Origin of the sequence: Haloarchaeobius iranensis (genome assembly GCF_900103505.1) — an archaeon.
Classification (GTDB): Archaea; Halobacteriota; Halobacteria; order Halobacteriales; family Natrialbaceae; genus Haloarchaeobius; species Haloarchaeobius iranensis.
The window spans coordinates 1-21,067 of the sequence record NZ_FNIA01000034.1 but is presented as its reverse complement, the minus strand read 5'-3'; the positions used below and the strand labels follow the sequence as shown (position 1 = coordinate 21,067).

General features: G+C 61.7%; 20 protein-coding genes and 2 pseudogenes. 7 read left to right on the top strand and 15 right to left on the bottom strand.

The genetic code is table 11. The annotated features are described in order from the left end of the window. Positions 1-82 precede the first annotated feature (82 nt). A pseudogene (locus tag BLT27_RS17710) lies at positions 83-3,094 on the bottom strand (Eco57I restriction-modification methylase domain-containing protein); the annotation flags it as partial. 2,111 nt (positions 3,095-5,205) lie between these two features. On the opposite strand from BLT27_RS17710, the gene BLT27_RS17705 reads away from it, so the two are divergent. Then, a complete protein-coding gene (locus BLT27_RS17705; protein WP_089736320.1) occupies positions 5,206-5,517 on the top strand; it encodes a hypothetical protein in 312 nt (103 codons plus the stop codon). A 41-nt stretch (positions 5,518-5,558) separates the two neighbouring features. Here the strand turns inward: BLT27_RS17705 and BLT27_RS20630 are convergent, their stop codons facing one another. The 5 genes from BLT27_RS20630 to BLT27_RS17695 all read right to left on the bottom strand — a co-directional run bounded on the left by BLT27_RS20630 (position 5,559) and on the right by BLT27_RS17695 (position 7,665). Next, the gene (locus BLT27_RS20630) at positions 5,559-5,669 is read right to left on the bottom strand and encodes a DUF7837 family putative zinc-binding protein (RefSeq protein WP_449267424.1); all 111 of its coding nucleotides are present in this window, start codon (positions 5,667-5,669) and stop codon (positions 5,559-5,561) included. 340 nt (positions 5,670-6,009) lie between these two features. Then, positions 6,010-6,156, bottom strand: coding sequence for a hypothetical protein (locus BLT27_RS19955; protein WP_175526511.1), 147 nt, complete (start codon positions 6,154-6,156; stop codon positions 6,010-6,012). An 81-nt stretch (positions 6,157-6,237) separates the two neighbouring features. Beyond that, complete coding sequence (locus BLT27_RS17700; RefSeq protein WP_089736319.1) at positions 6,238-6,459, bottom strand: DUF8139 family protein; 222 nt, start codon at positions 6,457-6,459, stop codon at positions 6,238-6,240. 29 nt (positions 6,460-6,488) lie between these two features. After that, positions 6,489-6,641 (bottom strand): hypothetical protein, encoded by a 153-nt coding sequence (locus tag BLT27_RS19950; RefSeq protein ID WP_175526510.1) that lies wholly within the window; start codon positions 6,639-6,641, stop codon positions 6,489-6,491. Positions 6,642-6,648: 7 nt separating this feature from the next. Continuing rightward, positions 6,649-7,665, bottom strand: a complete 1,017-nt coding sequence (locus tag BLT27_RS17695) for a tyrosine-type recombinase/integrase (protein WP_089736324.1) — start codon at positions 7,663-7,665, stop codon at positions 6,649-6,651. Between the two features lie 275 nt (positions 7,666-7,940). Between BLT27_RS17695 and BLT27_RS17690 the strand changes: the two genes are divergently transcribed. Beyond that, complete coding sequence (locus BLT27_RS17690; protein ID WP_089736317.1) at positions 7,941-8,366, top strand: DoxX family protein; 426 nt, start codon at positions 7,941-7,943, stop codon at positions 8,364-8,366. Between the two features lie 25 nt (positions 8,367-8,391). Here the strand turns inward: BLT27_RS17690 and BLT27_RS17685 are convergent, their stop codons facing one another. Next, positions 8,392-9,312 carry a DMT family transporter gene (locus BLT27_RS17685; RefSeq protein WP_089736315.1) on the bottom strand — a complete coding sequence of 307 codons (921 nt, stop codon included), beginning with the start codon at positions 9,310-9,312 and terminating at the stop codon, positions 8,392-8,394. Positions 9,313-9,420: 108 nt separating this feature from the next. Here BLT27_RS17685 and BLT27_RS17680 point away from each other — a divergent pair, with 108 nt between their 5' ends. From BLT27_RS17680 to BLT27_RS20625, 3 genes and pseudogenes are all read left to right on the top strand, one after another. Then, positions 9,421-10,098, top strand: coding sequence for an HAD family hydrolase (locus BLT27_RS17680; protein ID WP_089736313.1), 678 nt, complete (start codon positions 9,421-9,423; stop codon positions 10,096-10,098). A gap of 219 nt (positions 10,099-10,317) precedes the next feature. Continuing rightward, the gene (locus BLT27_RS17675) at positions 10,318-12,465 is read left to right on the top strand and encodes a plastocyanin/azurin family copper-binding protein (RefSeq protein ID WP_089736311.1); all 2,148 of its coding nucleotides are present in this window, start codon (positions 10,318-10,320) and stop codon (positions 12,463-12,465) included. A gap of 176 nt (positions 12,466-12,641) precedes the next feature. Continuing rightward, positions 12,642-12,764 (top strand): annotated as a pseudogene (locus BLT27_RS20625) (hypothetical protein); the annotation flags it as partial. A 52-nt stretch (positions 12,765-12,816) separates the two neighbouring features. Here the strand turns inward: BLT27_RS20625 and BLT27_RS20460 are convergent. Continuing rightward, a complete protein-coding gene (locus BLT27_RS20460) occupies positions 12,817-12,951 on the bottom strand; it encodes a hypothetical protein (protein WP_281241466.1) in 135 nt (44 codons plus the stop codon). Next, positions 12,952-13,335 (bottom strand): winged helix-turn-helix transcriptional regulator, encoded by a 384-nt coding sequence (locus BLT27_RS17670; RefSeq protein WP_089736309.1) that lies wholly within the window; start codon positions 13,333-13,335, stop codon positions 12,952-12,954. A gap of 321 nt (positions 13,336-13,656) precedes the next feature. On the opposite strand from BLT27_RS17670, the gene BLT27_RS17665 reads away from it, so the two are divergent. Then, complete coding sequence (locus BLT27_RS17665) at positions 13,657-15,234, top strand: acetolactate synthase large subunit (protein WP_089736307.1); 1,578 nt, start codon at positions 13,657-13,659, stop codon at positions 15,232-15,234. 94 nt (positions 15,235-15,328) lie between these two features. Here the strand turns inward: BLT27_RS17665 and BLT27_RS17660 are convergent, their stop codons facing one another. Genes BLT27_RS17660 through BLT27_RS17650 form a run of 3 tightly spaced genes read right to left on the bottom strand, consistent with a single transcriptional unit; the run spans position 15,329 to position 16,316 of the window. Continuing rightward, positions 15,329-15,586 carry a hypothetical protein gene (locus BLT27_RS17660; RefSeq protein ID WP_139172396.1) on the bottom strand — a complete coding sequence of 86 codons (258 nt, stop codon included), beginning with the start codon at positions 15,584-15,586 and terminating at the stop codon, positions 15,329-15,331. Between the two features lie 2 nt (positions 15,587-15,588). Next, the gene (locus tag BLT27_RS17655) at positions 15,589-16,032 is read right to left on the bottom strand and encodes a four-helix bundle copper-binding protein (RefSeq protein WP_245707856.1); all 444 of its coding nucleotides are present in this window, start codon (positions 16,030-16,032) and stop codon (positions 15,589-15,591) included. Between the two features lie 44 nt (positions 16,033-16,076). Then, positions 16,077-16,316: a hypothetical protein gene (locus tag BLT27_RS17650; protein ID WP_089736303.1), complete on the bottom strand. Its 240-nt coding sequence runs from the start codon at positions 16,314-16,316 to the stop codon at positions 16,077-16,079. Positions 16,317-16,528: 212 nt separating this feature from the next. Here BLT27_RS17650 and BLT27_RS17645 point away from each other — a divergent pair, with 212 nt between their 5' ends. Then, complete coding sequence (locus BLT27_RS17645) at positions 16,529-17,050, top strand: hypothetical protein (RefSeq protein ID WP_175526509.1); 522 nt, start codon at positions 16,529-16,531, stop codon at positions 17,048-17,050. A 327-nt stretch (positions 17,051-17,377) separates the two neighbouring features. Here the strand turns inward: BLT27_RS17645 and BLT27_RS17640 are convergent, their stop codons facing one another. From BLT27_RS17640 to BLT27_RS17630, 3 genes are all read right to left on the bottom strand, one after another. Then, positions 17,378-18,694, bottom strand: a complete 1,317-nt coding sequence (locus BLT27_RS17640; RefSeq protein ID WP_139172395.1) for a hypothetical protein — start codon at positions 18,692-18,694, stop codon at positions 17,378-17,380. After that, the gene (locus BLT27_RS19355; protein WP_139172394.1) at positions 18,691-20,751 is read right to left on the bottom strand and encodes a hypothetical protein; all 2,061 of its coding nucleotides are present in this window, start codon (positions 20,749-20,751) and stop codon (positions 18,691-18,693) included. Before BLT27_RS19355 ends, BLT27_RS17640 begins: the two co-directional genes overlap by 4 nt. Before the next feature lie 10 nt (positions 20,752-20,761). Next, positions 20,762-21,067: transposase (locus BLT27_RS17630; RefSeq protein ID WP_139172393.1), on the bottom strand; the 306-nt coding region annotated here is incomplete at its 5' end.

Genomic DNA, 21,067 nt, shown 5'->3' with positions numbered 1-21,067 from the left:
TTCGTGAAATTGTGCTCGCCGCCGCAGTCTACAACGTCGAACAAGCCGTGAAACAGTGAATCCCGTCGCCCTCTGCGGATTCAATGAAGCCGTCGTACATGAATTGGTAGATGTTGCTTCCGCCGAGAACCGGGTACTCTCCCTTGTCTTCCGATTCAACGAAGCGGTCCACGTCATTCCCTCTGTCAAGTTCCCGATATGGCTCTACATACCATCTATCTCCGACCCTTTCAGAGATAGAGGGGTACTGAAGAATCTGGTTTAGGATACCGACTTCCTGTTGCGAATCTACGTATGGGAAGATAGCCGCTTCGGGCGAATAGTCACGAAGCACACGACGGGGGATAGAGAGAGCGCTCTCTTCGAGTTCTTGTAAGACTCCCACGTCGTGTTGTTGGAAGATTCCACGCAGTTCATCAGTGCTACCACGGTTCTCGAAGACAAGGGTACCAAAGTTGTAGCGGTTGTCGATTTCAGGGAAGATACCCTTGTTCTCGAAGGTTACGAGCGATTGAATCTTGGCTTCATCGAGAAGGTGTAGCCGCAGGTCCTTCGTGGAAGAGCCATTGAAGATTGCCCCCGGAAGAACTTGGGCCACGTAACCATCGTCACGAGCAATCTGAAACACCCGTTCGAGGAAGAGGGCGGACAGGTCATTCTCCGTAGCCGAGGTTCGACCTGCTACTTTCGGGCGCTGAAGTTCATACTCATCGGAATTATTGAAGTAGTCTGCTTGAATTTCGACCTGCCGCTTGTACTCTTCCCATCCTTCCTTGATTTCAGGGTCTTCCAGCAGTTCCTCTTGACGCTCTTGTTTTGCTTCGGGTAGCAGAGTTCGGAAATCGGAATCGAACCGGGTGAAATAGTCGTCGCGCTGTGGCGTGATACGGTCCCACGGCGGATTCCCCACAACCACGTCGAACCCACCATCTGCGTAGACTTCAGCGAACTCAAGCACCCAGTTGAACGGTTGCATTTCCGCGACCGTCTCCTGATTCAGCCCTTCGATACCGGCCTCAACGAAGTCTGCGTGAATATCGCTAATCAGGTCCTCGCGTGCTTCGCGTAGTTTCTCGAACGCTTTCTGCCGGTGGTCTTCGGCAACGTCAGTGTCCACCGCTTGCTCGTGCTTCTCGATTTCGTCTATGATACCCTGATAGCGGTCCCGAACGCTGTCTTCGGTGAAACTCCCGAGCGTGTATTCGCCGTCGTCTGTCGTCTCGGGGAAGCCAGTGTAGCCGATTAGGCTGTTGCCTTCACGCAGGTTGAAGACGATGTTCGGTAGGGCGAGTTCGTCGTCGTCAAGGTCGTCCACTACGTCTTCGTCCAACTCCGATATGATGGACAACCACAGCCGGAGTTTCCCGATTTCGACGGCTGGCCCCATCAGGTCCACACCGTAGATGTTGTTCAGAACCGTCGTCTTCTTCAGCCGGTATTCCTGCGGGTAGTTCTCGTTCTGTGCGTACAGCGCCTTGCGGACGTTGACGATTTCTTCGAGGACCGACGTGAGGAAGTGTCCACTCCCACAGGCAGGGTCCACGACGCGGAACTCGTCTACCTCTGCGAGAAGGGCGCTAATGAGTCCCCAATTGCCCGGCAGGTCTTCGATAAGCGAGTACACCGAATCGTAGTTCTCGACTTCCGGCTCGGGCCAGTCACGCTCTTCGACCAACACGCGACCGAAGCGGTCCAGTAGTGCCGGACGGACTGTCTCTTCGGCGCAGAAACGTGTAATCTCACTGGGGGTATAATAGGCCCCGAGTTCCTTGTTCGTATCCGCATTGTCGCTGGTGATGTAGTTCACCGTCTTCTCGAAGACATTCCCGAGAACACTCGGGTCAAGGTCGGTCGGTGAGCCGCCCGCCGAGAAACTGTACCGTTCCAGCAGGTCGATGATAGACTTTAGTACCGAGTTCCGAACGTCGAAGTCCTCTTCATCGAACTCGTCGCCGCCGAGCGACGGACGGAACAGCCCACCGTTCAGGTACGGAATGTCCTCGAACACCTCAATGTCTTGGACCGTCGGTGGTCGCTGGTCGGGCTTCTCGTTCATCACGTCGTAGAATAGCGGCTTGACGAAATCGTTGTAGAGCGACCCGGTGTGCATACCGTCTTCGTAGGCGTCCTTGAGCGTCAGAAGAAGGTCGGGATGAACTATTTCCTTGTCTTCGAGGAACTTGATGAACACGAGGCGATTCATCAACTCGACAGCGAACAGCCGGGCGTCGTCCTCGGTCGCGCCGTCGGGTTTGACCACGCCGTCACCAATCAACGAGCGCGGCGTCTCTTCGTCCTCGTCCACGATACCGAAGACGTAGCGAATGTAGTCGTCGTAGAACTCATCGGTGATTTCCTCTTGGGTCCGCTTGATTACTTGACGGGCCTCGACGGCGATGGAAACGAAGTTCTCGAACTCGAAGGTGCGAAGAAGGCTGGCGACACGTTCGCGGTCGGCGTCGAAGACGGCTTCCTCGACAGGCTCCCGCGCTCCGACCTGATTCTCGAAGAGCGCGAGGAAGACGGGCTGAAGGTCCACCTCTTCGATTACGTTGTGACTGTAGGAATCGGGGTCGTACCGGACGAAGGCCCACCGAAGCCCGTCAGTAGCGAATCCGAAATCGGACTCGAACTCGCGTTGGCTCAACCAGTCACGAACCTGCCCGATACCATGTTCGCGGGAATCAAGGTCCTTGTTGATGGGTTCGGCTTCGATAAGGAGCCGGGTCGAATCCGTGTCGAAGTCGCGCAGGGAAACAGTGTAGTCCGCGACCATCGTCCGACCACCGGACAGGCCGCCAGCCTCGGTATCGAAGGAATGACCCAACTCCGAAAGCAGTGGTTCGATAACCGCCTGCTGTGTGAAGGGTTCGGGCTGAAGCCCGTCGCGGGTCATGCCGCCCCGAAGCCGATAGGACCCGGCGTCAGCCCGTAGGATGTTTTCGAGGGTATCGTCGTCTATCTGCTCCCGAAGTCGGGATACGGCGTCGTTGATGGCTTCGAGAAGCCGCTTCTCGTCGTCGGCTTCGACGGTCGTCTCGAACGCTTCCTGAACGAACTCGGTCTGTGAGGTAGATGTAGTGGCAGGGGGCATATGGCGAACTCCGAAGGGATGTTTCAATCCAACCAAGCAAACCACGTTAAAGATTGGGAAGCGAACGACAGGAACAGTACAACTACGCGTAGATTGGTTTGTGACGACGAGCGGGAAGTGGTCGGGAACTACTTGGACACCTTCTGATTCGGGATTACTCGATAAGAGTATGTATCAATAGACCGTGAATACGGTACAAGTATATTTTGTTTGGTACTATGTGGATAGGTGAGTTTCCTAACTCAAGGTCTTCGTCGGACAACCACGGACAAGTGAGGTTCGTGGACAACACGGACAACTACGGGCAAGTGGACAAGTGGTGTCGTTGGATAACACTGTGTAGCAGTACACACTACGAACACTGTGTAGCAGTACACACTGCGTGGTGATGTTGTCGTTCGTGGTTTCGTTGATACAGTTTACACTATGTTACATACTGTTCGTCGTAGTATAATCTATACCGTTCGTTCGTCGTAGTACAATCTATTACAATCTATGTGATGATTGTCGTTCGTTCTACTACTATACTACTACCGCTACAGCACTCTCTCTACTCTATCCCCTATGTCCCCTTTCTCTTCTCTCTCATACTCTATATCAGTATATTAATATATTATATATTATATTATAGTTAGAGAACCTACTTCTACAGGAACTACCACCGCTACAGTTCGCACCGAGATGGACGCAGTTTCAACATCAATATTCACCGTTCATCTCAAACCTTGGAACGACAGAACTGGCAGTAGGACCATTCCAAAGGCAAAATTCCGAACGGACTGGTAGCCCAACGTCACAGGCCGCTCAGAAGAGTGTGAGGCGGCCCGAGTGCGATTTCATCTGGTTCCGAGTAGTATGGGCCGCGAAAATCCGAACGCGCTCAGAACGCCGCTTAGAGCCATCAGATAATTTATAAAATTATAGAACGACGCATGGAACGGGCGACACGAGTTTGCCAGCACTCCTGTAGGTGCCAATACCGCTCAGAGCGCCGTGAAGGGTGCCACAAGCGATTGCTTTCGTAACCGAGTGGATTGGGTCGTGGAACGGTGAACACTCTCACAGCGTTACTCAGAGACAGATTCAATGGCGGTTTACGATTCTATAAGTCTATAACAGGCTGTGAGAGCGCTCTGCTGATAGGGGTATCAGTACGAGTGGCTGGTAGCACCAGTTCTGAGTTGGGGGGCTTTCGCAGTCATACATAAGAATTACAGTATAAAATAATATTTGATAAGATTGGCGAGACTCGAATAGCACCCGCCGCCGGAAGAGTCGTGAAGGTCGAATCCTTGAAATTTTGGTAGTTCGGTAGGAGTCCCCTCGGCGCTGGTGAGCGAAGTACCCCGGTGGTTTATAAATGGGGGTGGGGGTTGCTGACTGAAAATCGCTCGGCACTCTTTCTCGGATATTCCAATCGTCTGACACGGTGCCTAACAGGAGGTTTCTACCCCTCTACGGGCCGCTTAGGCCGCCTTAGAAACAGTCAGAAAACGTCGTAGAGCGGCGCTATGGGCCACAGGGACTGTCTCTGGTGGGCCAGCCCCGACCCGTAGCCTCCGGCCCTGTACTCGAAACAGCAGGCACGAGAGTGTGTGGTACAGTGTCACAGTCGCCGGGTACCGGGGGACCCCCTTGGAACCGAGTGGGGTGGTGAGGGGGTGGGTATGGGGGTGAACCGGGCTGGCCCCGACGGGGGGAAGAGGACCGTCGTCGGGCGGGCCGGACAGCCGGGGGTAGGGGATGGGGGTTCGAGCGGGGTCGAAATGTGTGAGCGGTCGCGCTCTCTGATTAAGAGTCTGTTTTAGTGGTGGTCAAAACGACCGATTTTCATAGCGGCATGAAGCGATACAGCGGCTCTGTGCCGGTCGTGAGCGCCGCCCTTGTCGCCGTGGGCCATGGTCGGCGTCGTGTCTCAATCCCGAGAGTAGTGAACTGGTGGCCGAGAGAGGGTGAGATTGGGGTGGTCACTACCCCGATTTTGTCGTAGTAAACATGACCACGCTCTTTTAACTTTTATACGTCACACGCATACCCGACACTCTCGAAATTTGGCCGTCTACAGAAGGACGGGCACCACGCTCATAGTCGTAACGTCCCACAAACCTAACATGACCTGTCCTGTCTGCGGTGGTGGGGTCGAGGGTAGCACGGACACCTACGTCAACCTCGTGTGCGACGACTGCGACGACCGAGCGGTCAACAAGAACGGAGACGAACCGTGGCATGGCTGGCCGCCCGGCGAGGAGCCGGAATCAGAGGACGGGACAATACAGATGGCACCGGATAGAGGTGAGAATCCCGTATTCATCGACGGCAAGAAGTGCTGGCGAAGATACCGGTTCGGGGGTTGGGTGACGATGTACGATGAACACGACTGCGATTCGCTCGAAGAGTTCTACGAAGCGCACGGTATGATGTGAGCGCTCGTCGGTGTCGCTCCTACTCCGGCGCTACTACGTCCTCACACGCCCTCGGTGCCGTCTTCTTTCTTGTATTCGACCAGAAGCCACGCAGAAGGGATGGACTCGTCACAGTCCGGGCAACGACCAAGGGACGATTCGTCCGTACTCATGGAAAGGGGATGGAAGGAGCGTGTGACAGGTTCCTTCCAATCGGTGTTTTGGCGTCCTCGAACGTAAGGTTTCGGCGGGATTTCACCGGTTGAAACACCATGTTTCTGGTGGAATGACTTGTCCGCCACGGTTAACTCGCAGTCACCTGTAGTCTGAAGGACGATGGGTGTCCGCACAGTACTCACTCGGCTACTGCCCGGTGGTGGGTCCGAAGTAGTAGTCGAGTGTCGGAACTGCGGAACGAGCGTGTCGCCGGGGACCGAAGAATGTCCGGACTGTGGGGAAGACGAGTTCTGTCGCTACGAGATTCCGGAGTAGGGCGTGGGTTACTCGTCCGGGTCAAAATCCACGAAGTTGAACCTGTGCTTCAGCGAGATTACGACGTTGTTCCTTGGTCATTCCGTCTTCCTCTTCTTCCTCGGCAATCTCGTAGACACCATCCATATCTTCGGGAATACGGAGAGGTGGGTTCTGGTCGTCGCTCATGCCTATCTGTTGGTAGCACGCCGACAATTATCCTTCGGCGTCGGAGACGTTGGTCGCCACTCTCTCGGAATCCGAAGGTCGTCACGGTGGACGCAGGTCGCGCCAGCGAAAGTCTTCGATGTTACCGTCTTCGAGTTCGACCCTGAACAGCAGTGAATCGCGCTCGTCGCCAGTAGCCCGACCCGCTTCGTCTTCGAGGGTGGCAACGACCGTCCCACGAACTCCGTGGAAGCGCTCGTAATCAGGGTCAGTCTCGTCGGGAATGTCCACACGAACGCGGTCGCCCTCGGAGAACCGTTGCATTGCTTACGAGATGGGGACGCCGGAAGGGCTTATTTCTGCCTTCTCTCGGTCCACTCGCTCCCGCAGGATTTGCAAGTGTAGTGTTCCTTGACGAGCGTCGGCTCGTCCTTCTCGAACATCCACACGTCGCTGTCGTCGGTGCAGTTCGGGCAGGTCGCGTCTACGCGGCGAGCGAGGGGCATGAGTCTGTTACACCCCTTCGAGGTAGCCACGACGCTGTTCGACCTTTTGCTCTGCGCTCCGTTTGTCGTAGTGCTTGTCCAACACGTCCTGACCGACGTTCATCCGGTCGCTGACGACCTTTTCCGGTACGTCTTCTGACAGGTGATGGGTGATACTCCCACGCCGAATAGCGTGCGGAGAGACGTTTAGCGGACACTTGCTGTAGCCGTCGTAGTGCGTCCCTTCACACTCGTCGGGGTCACGGCCTTTCGGACAGTCCCCGGTGTAGTAGCACGGTCGCGTCACTTCGTAGACGGTATCCCGGATTGACGAGCCGACCATGCGTCCTCGGCTGGTGGTGAGTAGTGGTTCCCGTCCTTCCTCGTCGGTCACGTCGTGGCGGTTATGTTCGATATAGGCGTCGAGGACGCTACACACATCTGCGCTGAGGGCGACGTGACGTTCGCCTTCGTGACCGTTCTTCAGGGGCGTGCCTCGTTCTGGTCGGTGGTGAACGGTCAGTACTTCCTTCTCGTCGTCGTAGTCGTCCCGGTCGAGCGATTGAATCGCACCGAGGCGCATACCGGTGTGCCACAGCAGTTCAAGGATAGTATGGCTCCGTGAAGCGTACTCGAACCGCCGTAGGTATTCCAAGACCGGTTCGGCTTCCTCTGCCGTCAGGATACTCTCGCTCTGTTCGTCTTCTTTCGAGAGCGTCGGCATGATTATCTTCTCGTGTAGTCCCTCGGGGACAGCGTTGAACGACTCACACCACCGAATGAAGACGCGCAGTGCGTCGAGGTTCCCCTCAAGCGTGACCGGCTTTAGGTCGCCGTCGTCACGTCGCCACGTCCGGAACTCTTGTAGTTTCCGTCCGGTCAGGTCGTTCATGTTGTCGATTCCCTTCTCGTCGCACCAGCGAATGAAGTGTTTGAGGCGGTAGTGGTACCCACTCAGGGTACTCTCGGACACTTCGTGCTTCCGGGCGTCGAGATACATTTCCTTGGCGCGTTCCGGCGTGATGGGTTCGAGTTCCTGTTGCATTTCGACCACCGAAACGCCCAACCAGTACCGGGGAACGACCCTGCGAGCCACCGAGGCCCAGTACGGGAAATCGCCAGAGGGCGAGGCTGTCCCCGGTTCAAATCCGGGAGGCGGCATTCTCGTGTGGACCACGCTTCGAGTGGAATCACCGTCCGACTCCAGCCACCACCAACACCTCGTCGAGCAGCGATGCCCCGCGGGTCCGGTCGACTTGGACAGCGACAGGGTGGTCTCTCGTGGAAACGCTCTTTGCGAGGTGGCCCAATCGAGTGCACATGAGCGAGCAGCAGTCCAAATCGGCGATAGAACGGTTCAAACGGCCGTTGTTGTACGTGATGGGGCCGCTGTACATCGTTGCAGGTGTCCTACACTTCGTCGCGCCGGACGCCTACGAGCGGGTGGTGCCGCCACAGTTCCCGCGGGCCCGTGAGCTGGTCTACCTGTCGGGGGTCGCGGAGGTCGCCCTCGGTGTGGGTGTGTTGCTGCCGTCGACGCGGCGGAAGTCGGCGTGGGGGCTGGTCGCGCTGCTGGCGGCGGTGTTCCCGGCGAACGTCTACATGGCGACCGATGACGTGGCGGCGGAGGTGGCGCCGGAGTGGGCGACCGACGTCGCGCGGGTTGTCGCGTGGCTGCGGCTGCCGCTCCAGGCGGCGCTGGCGCTGTGGGCGTGGTGGTACACGCGGCCGACGGAGGACGCGTAACGCACTGTCGACGCCGCTGGCCGCCTCACAGCCCGACGGCCTCTGGCCCAACCGTCACCAGCGCGGCCCCGACGACGATTAGCACGGCCCCGACGACGACGCCGCGAGTCACGCGCTCCAGGTCGCGGAGGAGGAAGTAGGCGAAGACAGTCGTGAACAGCGGCGCGGTCGAGGTCAGCGACTCGACGATGGCGACCCGGCCGGCCGGGAGTGCGAGCGCGCCGAACTGCGAGAGCAGGGCGACGGCGGTGAGACAGCCGCTGGCGGCGAAGTAGGCGTACGAGCTCCGGTCGGCCGAGCGGAACCCCTGCGTGCCACGGGTCGACGCGTAGGCGAGGAAGACCAGGAGTGCGCCGGCCTCGTTGAGCGCGACGGCCTGGAGCACGCTCGCGCCGCCGGTCTCCAGCCCGAAGCGCCTGACGACGTTCCCGAAGGCGAACAGTGCGCCCGAGCCGAGGGGGAACGCGAGGTCGCGGGATTCCCAGCCGGTGATGTCGCCGCCCTTCGCGAGGCTGAGGACGACGAGGCCGACGACGAGGACGACGATGCCGGCCGCGGTGGTGGCCGTGACCGGCTCGCCGAGCAGGCCGAGGGCGAACGCGGCCCCGAACAGGGGGCGGGCGCTCACGACTGCGCTGTTGATGCTCGCGCCGACGCGGTCGACGCCGACGAAGATGGCGAGCCGGCCGAGGGCGGTCCCGGTCGCGCCGGCGAAGAGGAACAGCCCGGCGACGGTGGGGTCGAGCCCGTCGAGGAGGGCGGGGCCGTGGAGTGCGAGCAGCGCGAGGACGAACAGCGAGAGGTCGACGACGACCACGGTGAGCGCGGCCTGCAGCGCGGTGCCGTCGGCGGACATCCCGCGTTTGTCGAGGACCGGCGTGAACCCCCAGATGACGGCCGGCAGGAGCGCCAGCAGGTACACCGTGACGTCGGCGTCGACGACCATACCCGGCCTGTGGCCGGCGCGGGGAAGAAGCTACGTCTTCCGGTGACGTAACCGGGTGGCGCGCCCGGCTGCCGAAAGGCTGAAGCGGTTCCTGGGTCGAGCCACGACATGGTGGCGACCGGTCCCGAGCTCGTCACGCTCGACCTCGACGACACGCTCTGTCGGTACGACCGCTCGACGGCAGACCTCCTCGCGGTCGCCTTCGAGCGGGCCGACGTCGAGCCGTTCTTCTCCGCAGCCGAGTACGTGGCCACGATTCCGACGGTGACCGGCGAGAGTCCGCTCGACCTGCGCCGGAAGTGCTTCCGGGCGCTCGCCGCGGAGCAGGGGCGGTCCGTCGCCGTCGCGGACCGGCTCGCAGAGGGCTACCCGGAGCGCGACCCGACAGCGGTCTCGTTCCTCCCCGGCGCGCGGGAGGCGCTCGATGCGCTCTTGGCGCAGCATCGGCTCGCGCTCGTCTCCAACGGCGAGCCGTCCCACCAGCGGGCCAAGCTCGACACGCTCGGTATCGCCGGGATGTTCGAGGCGACGGTGTTCGGGACCCCGGAGACGGGGGTCAAACCGGACCCGGAACCCTTCCACCGGGTGCTCGAGGCGTTCGGCGTCGGGCCGGGGCGGGCGGTCCACGTCGGGAACTCGCTCGCCTCGGACGTCGCTGGAGCGCAGGCAGCGGGAATCCCCGCCGTGTGGCTCCGGGCGGACGGTTCGGCTGGCGGTGAGGTGTCGCCCGAGTACGTCGTCGACAACCTCGCGGAACTGCACGGACGGCCGTTCCCGTGGGAGTGAGCTGGGCCGTCCCGTGGGGCCATCGGGACGGCCGGAATGCCATTCGACCAGCCGTCACTCTCTGCGTGTTCTACTCCCAACACGTAGTCGGAGACGGTCCACTCTCCGGTCTACCGTGGCCCCTAGTTACGCTTCCGTAACCCCGTAACCGGGCGGGAGCCCACTGACGTGTCCGTTAGCTGAGGTTGATTAGTCGCTGTGTCGTCGCCTCGACCAGCTATGGCGAGAGACGACATCGATAGACGGACCCTCCTCCGACTCGGCGGCGTCGCCGCCGTCACCTCCCTCGCGGGCTGTGGTGGCCAGGGCAGCGGGACGCTCACCGAATCGACCGAGACGACAGCACCGACGGACTCCCCGACAGGGACCGACGGCGGCGGCGGCGGGAGCGACCAGCCGCCGGGCGCTGACCAGCTCGGCGACCCCGACGACCTCCAGTCGAGCGCCACCGTCGAAGCGACGGTGCTCGACTCGGACCAGGGGGCCGGGCAGAACGTGTTCACACCGGCCGTCGTCTGGGTCGAGCGCGGCGCGACGGTCAGCTGGGAGGTGACGGTCGGCAGCCACTCGGCGACGGCGTACCACCCCGAGTACGATAAGACGCGACGGGTGCCCGAGGATGCGGCGGCGTTCGATTCCGGCATCGTCGGCTCCGGGTCGACGTTCGAGCACACGTTCGAGACACCCGGCGTCCACAACTACTGGTGTCGCCCCCACGAGGGGCTCGGAATGACCGGCATCGTCGTCGTGGGGTCGCCACAGGGCGGTCCGGGCACGACCGACCCTGCGGAGCTGAGCCAGAGCGCGGCCGCCGAGGCGCTCGCCCGCCAGCTCGACGTCGCCGGCATCGCGGCCGGCGCGGGTGCCGAGCAGTCGGCGGCGTACGGCTGGGGCGACGCCACCTGGGACTCGTACTGGTACTCGCTGTACAACATGAGCACCAACATCGCCATGAGCGGCAACGGCGTGCTCTTCCCCCACAACGAACAACAGCAGGAGGCGTTCGATCAGCGGGTCCCCGCGATGCTCCAGCACGCCGACGCCGACCGGCCGCCCATCGGGAACCCGAACCTGAACATGGCGCCGTTCACCGAGGGGAGCCCCCGGTTCACCCAGCAGCCGGTGTTCGACGACGACGGCCGGCCGAACGCCGACACGCTCGCGTGGGACCCCGAGGCGTCCTCCGGCGTCGTCAGTCCCTCCTCGCTCGCCTGGACCCACCTCAAGGGCGTGACCTGGGCCAAGAACTTCGAGGAGCACTTCGACGTCCTGCCGCCCCAGCTCGCCGCGAAGTTCCGCGCGCAGATGCTCACGACGCTCGCCCAGATCGGGACGAACGCGACGCTCATCGCGGGCGGCCCGGCGGGGACCGGCGCGCTGACGAAGGGCGAGTCGCTCGAACTCGTCTCCGGATTCCGGCCCGCTGACGGGACCGTCGTCGACGACACCGCCAGACCGAACCACCACACGGCGATGCTGTGGTTCCTCTCGGACATGACGAGTCTCGCGGGGAACGACTGGTTCGGCTACGTCAACCCCGAACCGCTCATCCCGCCCGAGAACATCCAGCTGCTCACCGACGGGCTGGCGCGGACGACGATGAACCTGTTCTCCCCCGGGGACGTCGTCTCGATGGGCTCGACGCGCGACCTCGGGCAGGCACTCGGCGCGTTCGGCTGGTACGGCACGCACGCCGGTGACGCCGAGTCCGAAGCCGCCGCGGCCGAGTACGCCAACGGGCTCGCCGCCGCGGTCGAGGCGCACCTCGATACCAACGGGCGCGTCTCGGGCGGGGCCGACAACCAGGCCGCCACGCAGGGCGCGGTCGCACAGGGCCTCGTGTGGGCCTCGCAGGTCGATGGCGTCGACCACACCGACACCGCCGAGTCCGTCCTGGGCTACATGCTCGACGAACTCTGGGACGACGACGCCGGCACGTTCGCGACCGGGGCCGGCGACGGCACGTACCGCATCACGTCCCGCGACGCCGGCGACGTGACCGGCGGCATCAACGCCGCCGATGCCGTCCTCGGGTTGGACGTCCGGGAGGTCTACGCTCGCTACTTCGACCACACGTTCAACCGCGGGAAACTCCAGCGCGCCGAGCGGCCGAACAGCCGCGACGAGAGCGCCGAGTTCACGCTCCCGCTGCCGCCCGCCGCCGGCGGCGAGTTCGGGCAGGCCGCCGTCTACAACGACGCCGTCGAGTACGACACTGGGGCGGACGAGTGGTCGGTCGTCGACGACGGCTTCACCACCGCCGACGCGCTGTACACCGCGAACCAGGACATCTGGATCGGGAGCTGGGCGGGCGACTTCTTCGCGGGCCGCGGCGTGCCCGGCCAGACGGACGAGCCGCCGCAGTAGCACGAACCATCGCTGTAGCACGGACCGACGCAGCCGCGTCGCCGCTGCTACGATTCCTGTCGTCCCCACGCCGGCTTTCGGATTCCTGCGTGCCGTTCGCACACCCGACGGAGCCTTAATCCCCTCCCGCCGCCAGGGGACACCGTACGCTTCCCAGTACCGAGGTGACATCCACTATGCCCCCCGAATCGAACGCTGCACCCGCCGTCGAACTCTCCCGCGCCCAGCAGTGGGCCCTCCACACGGCGGTCCTCCACTACACGGAGGCCGCGCTCCGCGAGGACACCGACCTGCCCGCACCGACGGTCGAGCTGCGGCTCCTCGACCAGGTCGAGGCCGGCGAGTTCGCGTTCACCCCGACGAGCTGGACCGACTCCGCGAGCGACTCGAACAGCACGCCACGAGCGACGACACGGCCGTCTCCAGGCCCGCGTCGGTCGCCGCGGCGGCCACGTTGTTGCCCACGAGCACGTCGTACTCGGCCATCTACGCGTCCTCCGCGGGCCCGTGTTCGACGCTCCAGCGCAGCAGCCCCCAGACGACCGGTTCGAGGGCGGCCCCGCGCTCCGTGAGGGAGTACGCCACCCGGAGCGGCTGGTCGCTGACGAGGTCACGGTCGACCACCCCGTCGTCCTCCAGCCGGGACAGGCTCTCCGAGAGCATCTTCGAGGAGACGCCGACGACTCGGTCCTCCAGCGCGTTGAACCCCATCGGGCCGTGTTCGAGGAGCTGGTAGACGATGCGGAGGTGCCACTTCCGCCCGACGACCTCCTGGGCCTCGTCGAACGCTGCGGGCGGCTCGACGAAGAAGGACTCGCCGTTCGTTCCACCGGGACGGACCTGTCTGGCTGTGGTCGACTCTGGGCGCATGTGCTGTCCGGACGGACGGCACCACCGGTAATCAAGCTGCTACGGACGGGTGTCGCTCCCTCTCATCCCCGACAGATTTATGTTTAGGTACGCTACGTCGACCCAGACGCTGCGTTCCACACCCATCGAACGCAGCTGGCAGCCTGCTCGAACACGTGGTCGTCGCTCGCTCGCAGAAACTCGTTTCACGCTGCTCGAAGAAGGACACAGTATGCAGGTCGTCATCCCTGCGACCGGCGGCCGGGTCGAACCGCACGCGGAACCGGCAGCGCGCACGGCGCACCCACACGTCCACGCCGAACCCGACGCGGGGGCCGGCCGATGAAGGCCTCGGACCTGCTCGTCGAGTGCCTCGAAACGGAGGGCGTCGAGTACGTCTTCGGACTTCCCGGCGAGGAGCTGGAGGACCTGCTGTTCTCGCTGCGGGAGTCGGACGTGGCGTTCATCCCCGTCCGCCACGAGCAGGGCGCGGCGTTCATGGCCGACGTACACGGCCGGCTGACGGGCGAGGCGGGGGTCTGTCTCGCGACGCTGGGGCCGGGCGCGACGAACCTCATCACCGGCGTCGCCGACGCCCACCTGGACAAGTCCCCGCTGGTCGCCATCACGGGGCAGGGCGGGCTCGAGCGCCTCCACCAGGAGAGTCACCAGGCACTCGACATCGTCCACATGTTCGAGCCCGTCGTGAAGTGGAACACACAGATAACCGACGCGGAGATCGTCCCGGAGTCCGTCCGCAAGGCGTTCAAGCTCGCGGAGTACGAGAAGCCCGGTGCGACCCACATCGAGTTCCCGGAGGACGTCGCGGGCGAGTCTATCGACGCCGAGCCGCTCCCCGAGCGCCCTCGCGTCCGCCGGGCCGACCCAGACGAGGCGTCGCTCGAACGGGCCGTCGAGCTCCTCGCCGACGCCACGGACCCACTCGTGCTGGCCGGCAACGGTACCGTCCGGACCGCGACCGCCACCCGCCTGTACGAGCTGGTCGACCACGCCGGGCTCCCCGTCGTCGCGACGTACATGGGGAAGGGCGCGGTGTCCGACCGACTCGACGCCTCGCTGATGACGCTCGACTCGGGGCCAGAGGGCGAAGCCTCGATGGCTATCGAACGGGCCGACTGCGTACTCGCGGTCGGCTACGACATCGCCGAACACGACCCGCAGTCGTGGAACCCCGACCTCGACAAGCGGATCGTCCACGTCGACCACGAACCCGCCGAGGTGTACCAGCACTACAACCCGGATGTCGAGATCGTCGCCGACATCTCGACCGTACTCCACGAACTGCGCCGACATCTCGAGCCGTCGTCGGTCCCCTCGTGGTGTCGTGAACTCCGCGAGCGCATCGTCGCGGACGTGCAACGAGAACCGGCGGCAGACGAACCGTTCTCGGTCGAACGGACGCTCCCGTACCTGCGCGAGGCGATGGCCGACGACGACGTACTCATCTCCGACGTCGGGAGCCACAAGATGGCCATCGCGCAGTCGTTCCCGACGTACGAGCCGAACACGTGCATCATCTCGAACGGGCTGGCGAGCATGGGCATCGCGGTTCCAGGGGGCGTCGCGGCCGACCTCGCGGTCGATTCCAACGTCGTCGTCGCCACGGGTGACGGCGGCTTCCTGATGAACGCGGCCGAGATAGAGACGGCGACCCGGCTCGGGCTCAGTTTCACCATCGTCGTGTTCAACGACGACGACTACGGCCTCATCTCCGAGAAACAGGTCGCTCACACCGGTGAACAGTTCGGCACCGAGCTGACCAACCCGGACTTCGAACGGTTCGCCGAGAGCTTCGACATCGCGGGCTACAGGCCCGACAGCTGGGCCGAGGTCCAGTCGGTACTCGACGAGGTCGTGCCCGCGGACGAGCTGTCGCTGGTAGAGATTCCGTTGCCCTGACGGTTCCCCACTGCCGCGCACGTCGGCTCCTCTTCGGCCCACTCGGCGGCGACTGTCCCCGCTACGCCGCAAAAAAGACGGAGCCCCGGACGTTTCAGTCCGTCTCTTCTTCTTCGATACCGGGTTCGAGCCGAATCAGCACCTCCCAGATGTCGAACTCCGGGTTGAAGTGGCTGTCCAGGATGTAGTCGTCCTCGTGCAGCAGGAACGACTGGTCGGGGTGTTCGACGACGACCCAGCGAAGCTGGTGTTGGCCCTCGTCTCCCCGGTCCAGTTCGATTGGCCGAGCGCCGTACTGCTGCTGTCGGTCCATCTCCTGGCCCCGCTCCGATGGTGGTCCTTGCTTGGACATGGTCAGTACTGCTGGGAAGGGACCTGCGAGCGACCCTGCGGGATGGATTCGAAGGCGTCCAGCATCGCCCACGTGGAGTCGACCGCGCGACGGAGTACCGCCGCACACTCCTGACAGTGGTCGTGGGGGTGCTGTGCGCACTCGCGCTCGCACTCCTCGGCCGCGTAGGCGAACGTCTCGGCGAGGTCGATGCCGAAGGGAGAGTCCCGCGCGATGAACTGTACGTTCAGGATGGCGAGGTCGGCGACGTCCTGACAGAGGCGGGCGCACTCCTCCATCCCCATCTCGCCGAGACACTCCTCGGCACACCAGTTGCAGACGGTCGCGACCTCCTCGAAGTCGTGGAGCGCGACGCGCATGTCGCGGGTCAGTGTGTCCTCGAACGTTAGCCCCCGCGGCTGTGTTCCTCCGACCTGTTGATGGCCGGACTGTGTCGGCTGGTACATGCTCTCGGTTCCGTATTCCTGCGTTCGTGGTGTCTGTTGTGCCGTTAGATCTTGAGTCTGATTTCGTCCTCGGTTACGGTCTCGACATCGGACTGGGCCAGTGCGTAGTCGTCCTCGTCGACGTTCTCCCAGCCGAGCTTCGCCAGTATCGTGTCCGCGATGCTCGGGTCGGGGTTGACGTGGGCGATTCCGCCGCTGAACCCGGAGACGATACCGACTTTGTTGCCGTCCCTATCGACGACCCGCTTGCCCTCGTCGGATTCGCTGAGCTGTGATTGTGCCATTGTTACCGCCTCCAGCGCGAGCGTCGTTTCCTCCGTCCGGAGGCGCGCCCACCCTCGGGCCGACCTCGCTGCTTCGACTGGTCTCGGTTGCTGAAGCGGCCCGTCTGCGGGTCACGGGACTGCTTCCGCGCTCGTTCGCTCGCCCCGCGCCGGAACTCCTCGGAACGTCTCCGGTCCCGGGACTGCTCGACCATGGGTTGCTGTCCCTGTGGTTGCTGGCCCTGCTGGTGGCCCTGTGGTTGCTGGCCCCGCTGGTGACTCTGTTGTTGCTGGCCCTGCTGCTGTCCCTGCGGTTGCTGGCCCTGCTGGTGGCCCTGCGGGAGCTGGCTCTGATACTGTCCCGCTGGCTGTCGGCCCTGCTGCTGGCCGCTGTACTGCTGCCCCAGGGCTCGTCGGCCCTGCTGGTGTTGGCTCCGTCGTCGCTGTCCGTAGCGACGCTGTCGGCCGCCCTTGTGCTGTTGCTGGCGCGTCGGCTGCTGGCCGCGCTCCCGGCTCCGTCGCGGTCGCTGGCGCTGCTGTTCGCGGCCCTGACCCGCCGGTTCAGACGAGTACTGCTCTTTGTCGTACTGGCTCTGTTCCCGGGCCGACTGGTGCGACACCTCCTGAATCTGTCCGCCCTGTTCACTGTACTGTCCCTCGCGTCGCTGCCCCGTTCGAGGCGGCTCTCGTCGGTTTTCTCGTGTCTGTCTTCGCATGATTTTCAGCCTACCAAGGCACCCGAACAATGCCGGTGACAGTCAAAGTTATATAGCTCGTGATTCAGCCTTCCCGAAGATTACTTAAAATGTATTCAGATTAGTGAATATATTTGGCACTTCAGGCAATTGTAACTGTACATTTCTGTATGTCTTGTACGGGTGTTGCTGGTGTGTCGTTCGGTTCACCACACCGGGGCCGCACCCGAGAAACGCGCCCATAGTTCGGTAACGTCGGCTAAACTGATTCGTGCTGTCACCCCTACTCGGCTCCCAGCGTCGCAGCTGTCGTGTGCGGAGCGCTGTTTCAGGCAGGAGACACACCGGCCAGTCTCGGCACGCGCCAGTCCGTCCAAGTGTCGACTCCTACTCGGTTTCCACACCGCCTTCGTTCGGTTCTTCGTCGCTGTTCCACCTCTTGACGGCCCAGCCGCCAGCGCCAGCCAACCCGACGCCCAGTATCGTCTGTAGAAGATCCGGTGTATTGTCCTGCTTTACACCGACGCTTGATACCCACAGTTTCGTGTCCGCGTACCAGTCTCCGCTCTGGAGACCAGCGACAGCGAACCCATCGTCGAGTCCGACGACTTCCTGGGCCTTCCGGTACGCCTCGCCATTGCTAGTGTCTCGGAAGCGGTGAACGGTCTCGACGCTCCCGTCCTCGACATCCATCACGATAATCCAACCTGGACGTGTTCCCCCGTCTTCAATTTTCCCAACTACTGCCACACGGTCTTTCTGGCCCAGCGTAATGCTATTACCTCGATTAGGCCGGTATTGACTGCCGATGTGGGATTTTACATTCCATATAACAGTCCCCTCTGAATCGAAACATCGTCCTCCCGCTCCAGTCAGTGAGGTGGCGTATCCACCACCACGTAATCGAACTGCATCAGTGTATTTTCCGCCGTAATACCTGACACCTTGGTCATCGTCGAACAGATTCACATTCATCTGATTCATGACCGAATCGGTCGTGAACGTGTCCGCCCTGAAGTGAAATTCCGCGTTCGATGCGACATGGATATCATCATCCTCATCGATTGTGATATCGAGAACTCTAACGTTCGAGTGTTCAATGTCGGCGGCCCGCTGCCAGACAAGGTCGCCATCCGGCCCGAAGTGTGTTGCTGCAACCATCGAATCGTAGTCGTCGTGTGCCTCGCCACGGCCGATACCACCAGCGACGACACAGCCACCGTCGGCTGTTCCGGCGAGCTGGAGCGGATAGTCCCAGTCCACGACATCGTCCCACTCAGGGAGCCAGTCGCGCAACCACACTGGTTCGCCATCCGGTGTGGTCTTGACGACGCTCCAGCCCTCGCCGTCGGTGGCGACGAACAACGAGCCATCCCCGGCTTCAGCGATATCCCACGGCACACCGGTACTGACGCCATCGACGGCTTCGAACTTCTGTTCCCAGAGCTTGGTGCCCTCGGGTCGAAACTTCACCAGCCAGGTTCCCAACCCGAGATACTCGGAGAAGGAGGCGACGACGAAGTTGCCATCCTGCGTGCGGATAATTCCCTTTGCGTCCTGATTGTCGCTCTTTTCGAACGTTTCGTGCCAGCGCTCGTTCACATACGGGGTCATCCCCAGCAGTGACCGGACGGACATGAGACTCGTAAGACCAGCCGCACCGGCGCTGTGCTGGATGAATTCGCGGCGATTCTGGCCTGTCATTCTTTACACTCCAGTCCGTTTCCGGTCACCGTGCATCGCTTTGTCGTTGTCCGGCCATCGGGATAAATTATCTGTAAGAGGACTTCGAACTCATCTCGTTCGTCGAAGTCGTACTCGTAGAACACCGGTCCCGGTCGACCGGTCGAGACATCCCACGTCACATCAGACTCACCGACTGCACCGTCGCCAGATTCGAGCTGTCGGAAATCGACGTGCGAGGCTTCGAACTTCCACCGGAACGCCGTCGCATCTTCGGCGAGTGCAGAGCCACGAGCGGTGAAAAAGCGCGCCCCGTCCGAGACCATCGGTGGCGACGCCGACCCGAACGTCCTCTGGAGATACTCGCTCACCCGCGAGTGCGTCGAGGGCAGTTCGCGGATTGTTGCCACCCGGTTCGACGTATCACCGACCTCGACGACGAGTTCTCCAACCTGCGCTTCGATACGTGGCTCGTCGTTCCCGGGTGGCATCGGTCCGTTCGGGTTCTGTGCGTACACCATGAACCGCACCGGGAACAGCCGTGGATACTCGAAGCGCGATTCGTCCTGGGGGAGCTGTGCCACGTTGTCCCCGAGAACACCTTCGAGTACCCCACTCGATGCGTCGTCGGTCATCGGTTGGAGGTCGACGAACCTCCCGGTTCCGCCGATGTCCCAGTGATAGCCGAGAATTGACCGGTTCGCGTACGCGTACGATTCGCTCGCGTCGATCTCGAGATACGAGCCGATATCCGCTTCCAGGATTCGCTCTGGATTAGCCATGATTTGGGCGATGTCCGCGGTCTCCGACGACGAGTCCTGCTGTGGCACCAGGATAGAACTGCTGATCGTGCCCGTTTCGTTCTCACCGACGCCTGGTCGGTTGATTTCGTACGAAACGGAGGGTCGAACCTCGTCGACGATGGTGTGGTCTACCTCTCCAGAGTGAGACATCGCGACGACGGTCGTCGAGTCGACGTTCCACTGGCAGTCCTCCCAGTCGACCGTGTTCTCCTTGCCACTGATGAACTGGTCGCAGGTTCCATCACGGTCCTCGTCCCCTTCTGTGACGAAGTAGTAGAGTTCGTAGACGCCGTGTTCTTCGAAGGTGATTGTTGCTGACTGATACGGTACTGCCTTGTAGTTCACACCGGGTTCCCCAAGTGACGACTGGCCGAATGAGTGTGGAGCATCGGTAACCATGTTCGAACACGACACCGATTCGGGGACGATCCAGTAGTGTGTGAGTTCTTCTTCGCCCTGATACGACACCGTCCCGTCAAGGGCGACATCCTCCCCGACCAGCTGTCTGTTCAGGTTCGAAGAGGGCTGTCGGATGCGTGGCATCGGCGCGTGGCCGATGCGGAACTCGTAGTAGGTTGTGTTGTCCCCGGTAATCAATTCGACCTTGTAGCGACCGGGGTCTGCGAGTGAGTTCGAATAGGTCCAACCCGTCTGCTGCTCTTCTTGAATCTCTTCCCATCCACGGCTGTAATCCCTTACACAGTTGTTTTCCGGCGTTGAGTCGCAAACAGGCTGGTCTTCGTTTTCTGGGTTTGCGCAATTGACTCTGCGCCACAGCGTCCATTCGATATCGAACGGGTCATAAGATTGTCGGTGAACTGCCGTATCTGTTGCGTCAAACAGAAGCGGTTCATTCTTCTCGAAGGATGGGACTTCCGCCGGATTCGAGCAATGTTCTGTGATATCGTCAGTAGTCCGAGTGCGGTCTCTAATCACCGGTTTCGGTCCGTCATCGAATGAAGGATAGGATGCTGGTGGATAGTCAAATTTAGTTCTCATATCTTCAAGTAAGATCAGTTCTGCACCTGCGAGTGCATCTTCATCGGATCCGTCCTTTGTCGGTGTTTGGAAATTCACTGTCCACGTGGGAGTTGAGATTCTATCGGTCCCTTCCTTTGGACCATCGTAGTGGTAACGGTTCCTCACGGTGACATCCATCTTTGGACCAATGGGTACATCGTCGCCTTCTGGTTCTCCACCATTATCACCGGAGTCGCTTTCGTCACTCGAATACTCCTCCAGAGAATTCGGAATAACGTAGGCGGAGCGTGTCATAGAATCCATCTCATAGTTTCTCACAGCCCGGTTCGTTTCCTCGCTCGTAGTTGGTGATAGCAATGACGAGCCGGAGACACAGTGCCAGGAACACTTCTGTTCGTGCGTGGACGCGGCCTCGGGCGCGGACGTGCCCGAGGCCGCAGTCCTTGACTGCGTCGTTGGTCCGTTCGACCCCTGTCCGGTGGTTGTACGTCTCGTCTAAGACTGACTGCTTGAGCTGAACGTCCTCGCTGTGTTCGGTGATGCGGTCTTCGACTCTGTACTCGATATCTTTCGGGTGGTCAGTGTTTCGCGGGTTGTATGGAGCGATTGG

Bases quoted from the DNA above. Each gene is read 5' to 3' on its own strand.
- BLT27_RS17705 (WP_089736320.1), top strand. From the start codon at position 5,206: ATGACCTGTCCTGTCTGCGGTGGTGGGGTCGAGGGTAGCACGGACACC.
- BLT27_RS20630 (WP_449267424.1), bottom strand. From the start codon at position 5,669: ATGAGTACGGACGAATCGTCCCTTGGTCGTTGCCCGGACTGTGACGAG.
- BLT27_RS19955 (WP_175526511.1), bottom strand. From the start codon at position 6,156: ATGAGCGACGACCAGAACCCACCTCTCCGTATTCCCGAAGATATGGAT.
- BLT27_RS17700 (WP_089736319.1), bottom strand. From the start codon at position 6,459: ATGCAACGGTTCTCCGAGGGCGACCGCGTTCGTGTGGACATTCCCGAC.
- BLT27_RS19950 (WP_175526510.1), bottom strand. From the start codon at position 6,641: ATGCCCCTCGCTCGCCGCGTAGACGCGACCTGCCCGAACTGCACCGAC.
- BLT27_RS17695 (WP_089736324.1), bottom strand. From the start codon at position 7,665: ATGCAACAGGAACTCGAACCCATCACGCCGGAACGCGCCAAGGAAATG.
- BLT27_RS17690 (WP_089736317.1), top strand. From the start codon at position 7,941: ATGAGCGAGCAGCAGTCCAAATCGGCGATAGAACGGTTCAAACGGCCG.
- BLT27_RS17685 (WP_089736315.1), bottom strand. From the start codon at position 9,312: ATGGTCGTCGACGCCGACGTCACGGTGTACCTGCTGGCGCTCCTGCCG.
- BLT27_RS17680 (WP_089736313.1), top strand. From the start codon at position 9,421: ATGGTGGCGACCGGTCCCGAGCTCGTCACGCTCGACCTCGACGACACG.
- BLT27_RS17675 (WP_089736311.1), top strand. From the start codon at position 10,318: ATGGCGAGAGACGACATCGATAGACGGACCCTCCTCCGACTCGGCGGC.
- BLT27_RS20460 (WP_281241466.1), bottom strand. From the start codon at position 12,951: ATGGCCGAGTACGACGTGCTCGTGGGCAACAACGTGGCCGCCGCGGCG.
- BLT27_RS17670 (WP_089736309.1), bottom strand. From the start codon at position 13,335: ATGCGCCCAGAGTCGACCACAGCCAGACAGGTCCGTCCCGGTGGAACG.
- BLT27_RS17665 (WP_089736307.1), top strand. From the start codon at position 13,657: ATGAAGGCCTCGGACCTGCTCGTCGAGTGCCTCGAAACGGAGGGCGTC.
- BLT27_RS17660 (WP_139172396.1), bottom strand. From the start codon at position 15,586: ATGTCCAAGCAAGGACCACCATCGGAGCGGGGCCAGGAGATGGACCGA.
- BLT27_RS17655 (WP_245707856.1), bottom strand. From the start codon at position 16,032: ATGTACCAGCCGACACAGTCCGGCCATCAACAGGTCGGAGGAACACAG.
- BLT27_RS17650 (WP_089736303.1), bottom strand. From the start codon at position 16,316: ATGGCACAATCACAGCTCAGCGAATCCGACGAGGGCAAGCGGGTCGTC.
- BLT27_RS17640 (WP_139172395.1), bottom strand. From the start codon at position 18,694: ATGACAGGCCAGAATCGCCGCGAATTCATCCAGCACAGCGCCGGTGCG.
- BLT27_RS19355 (WP_139172394.1), bottom strand. From the start codon at position 20,751: ATGACACGCTCCGCCTACGTTATTCCGAATTCTCTGGAGGAGTATTCG.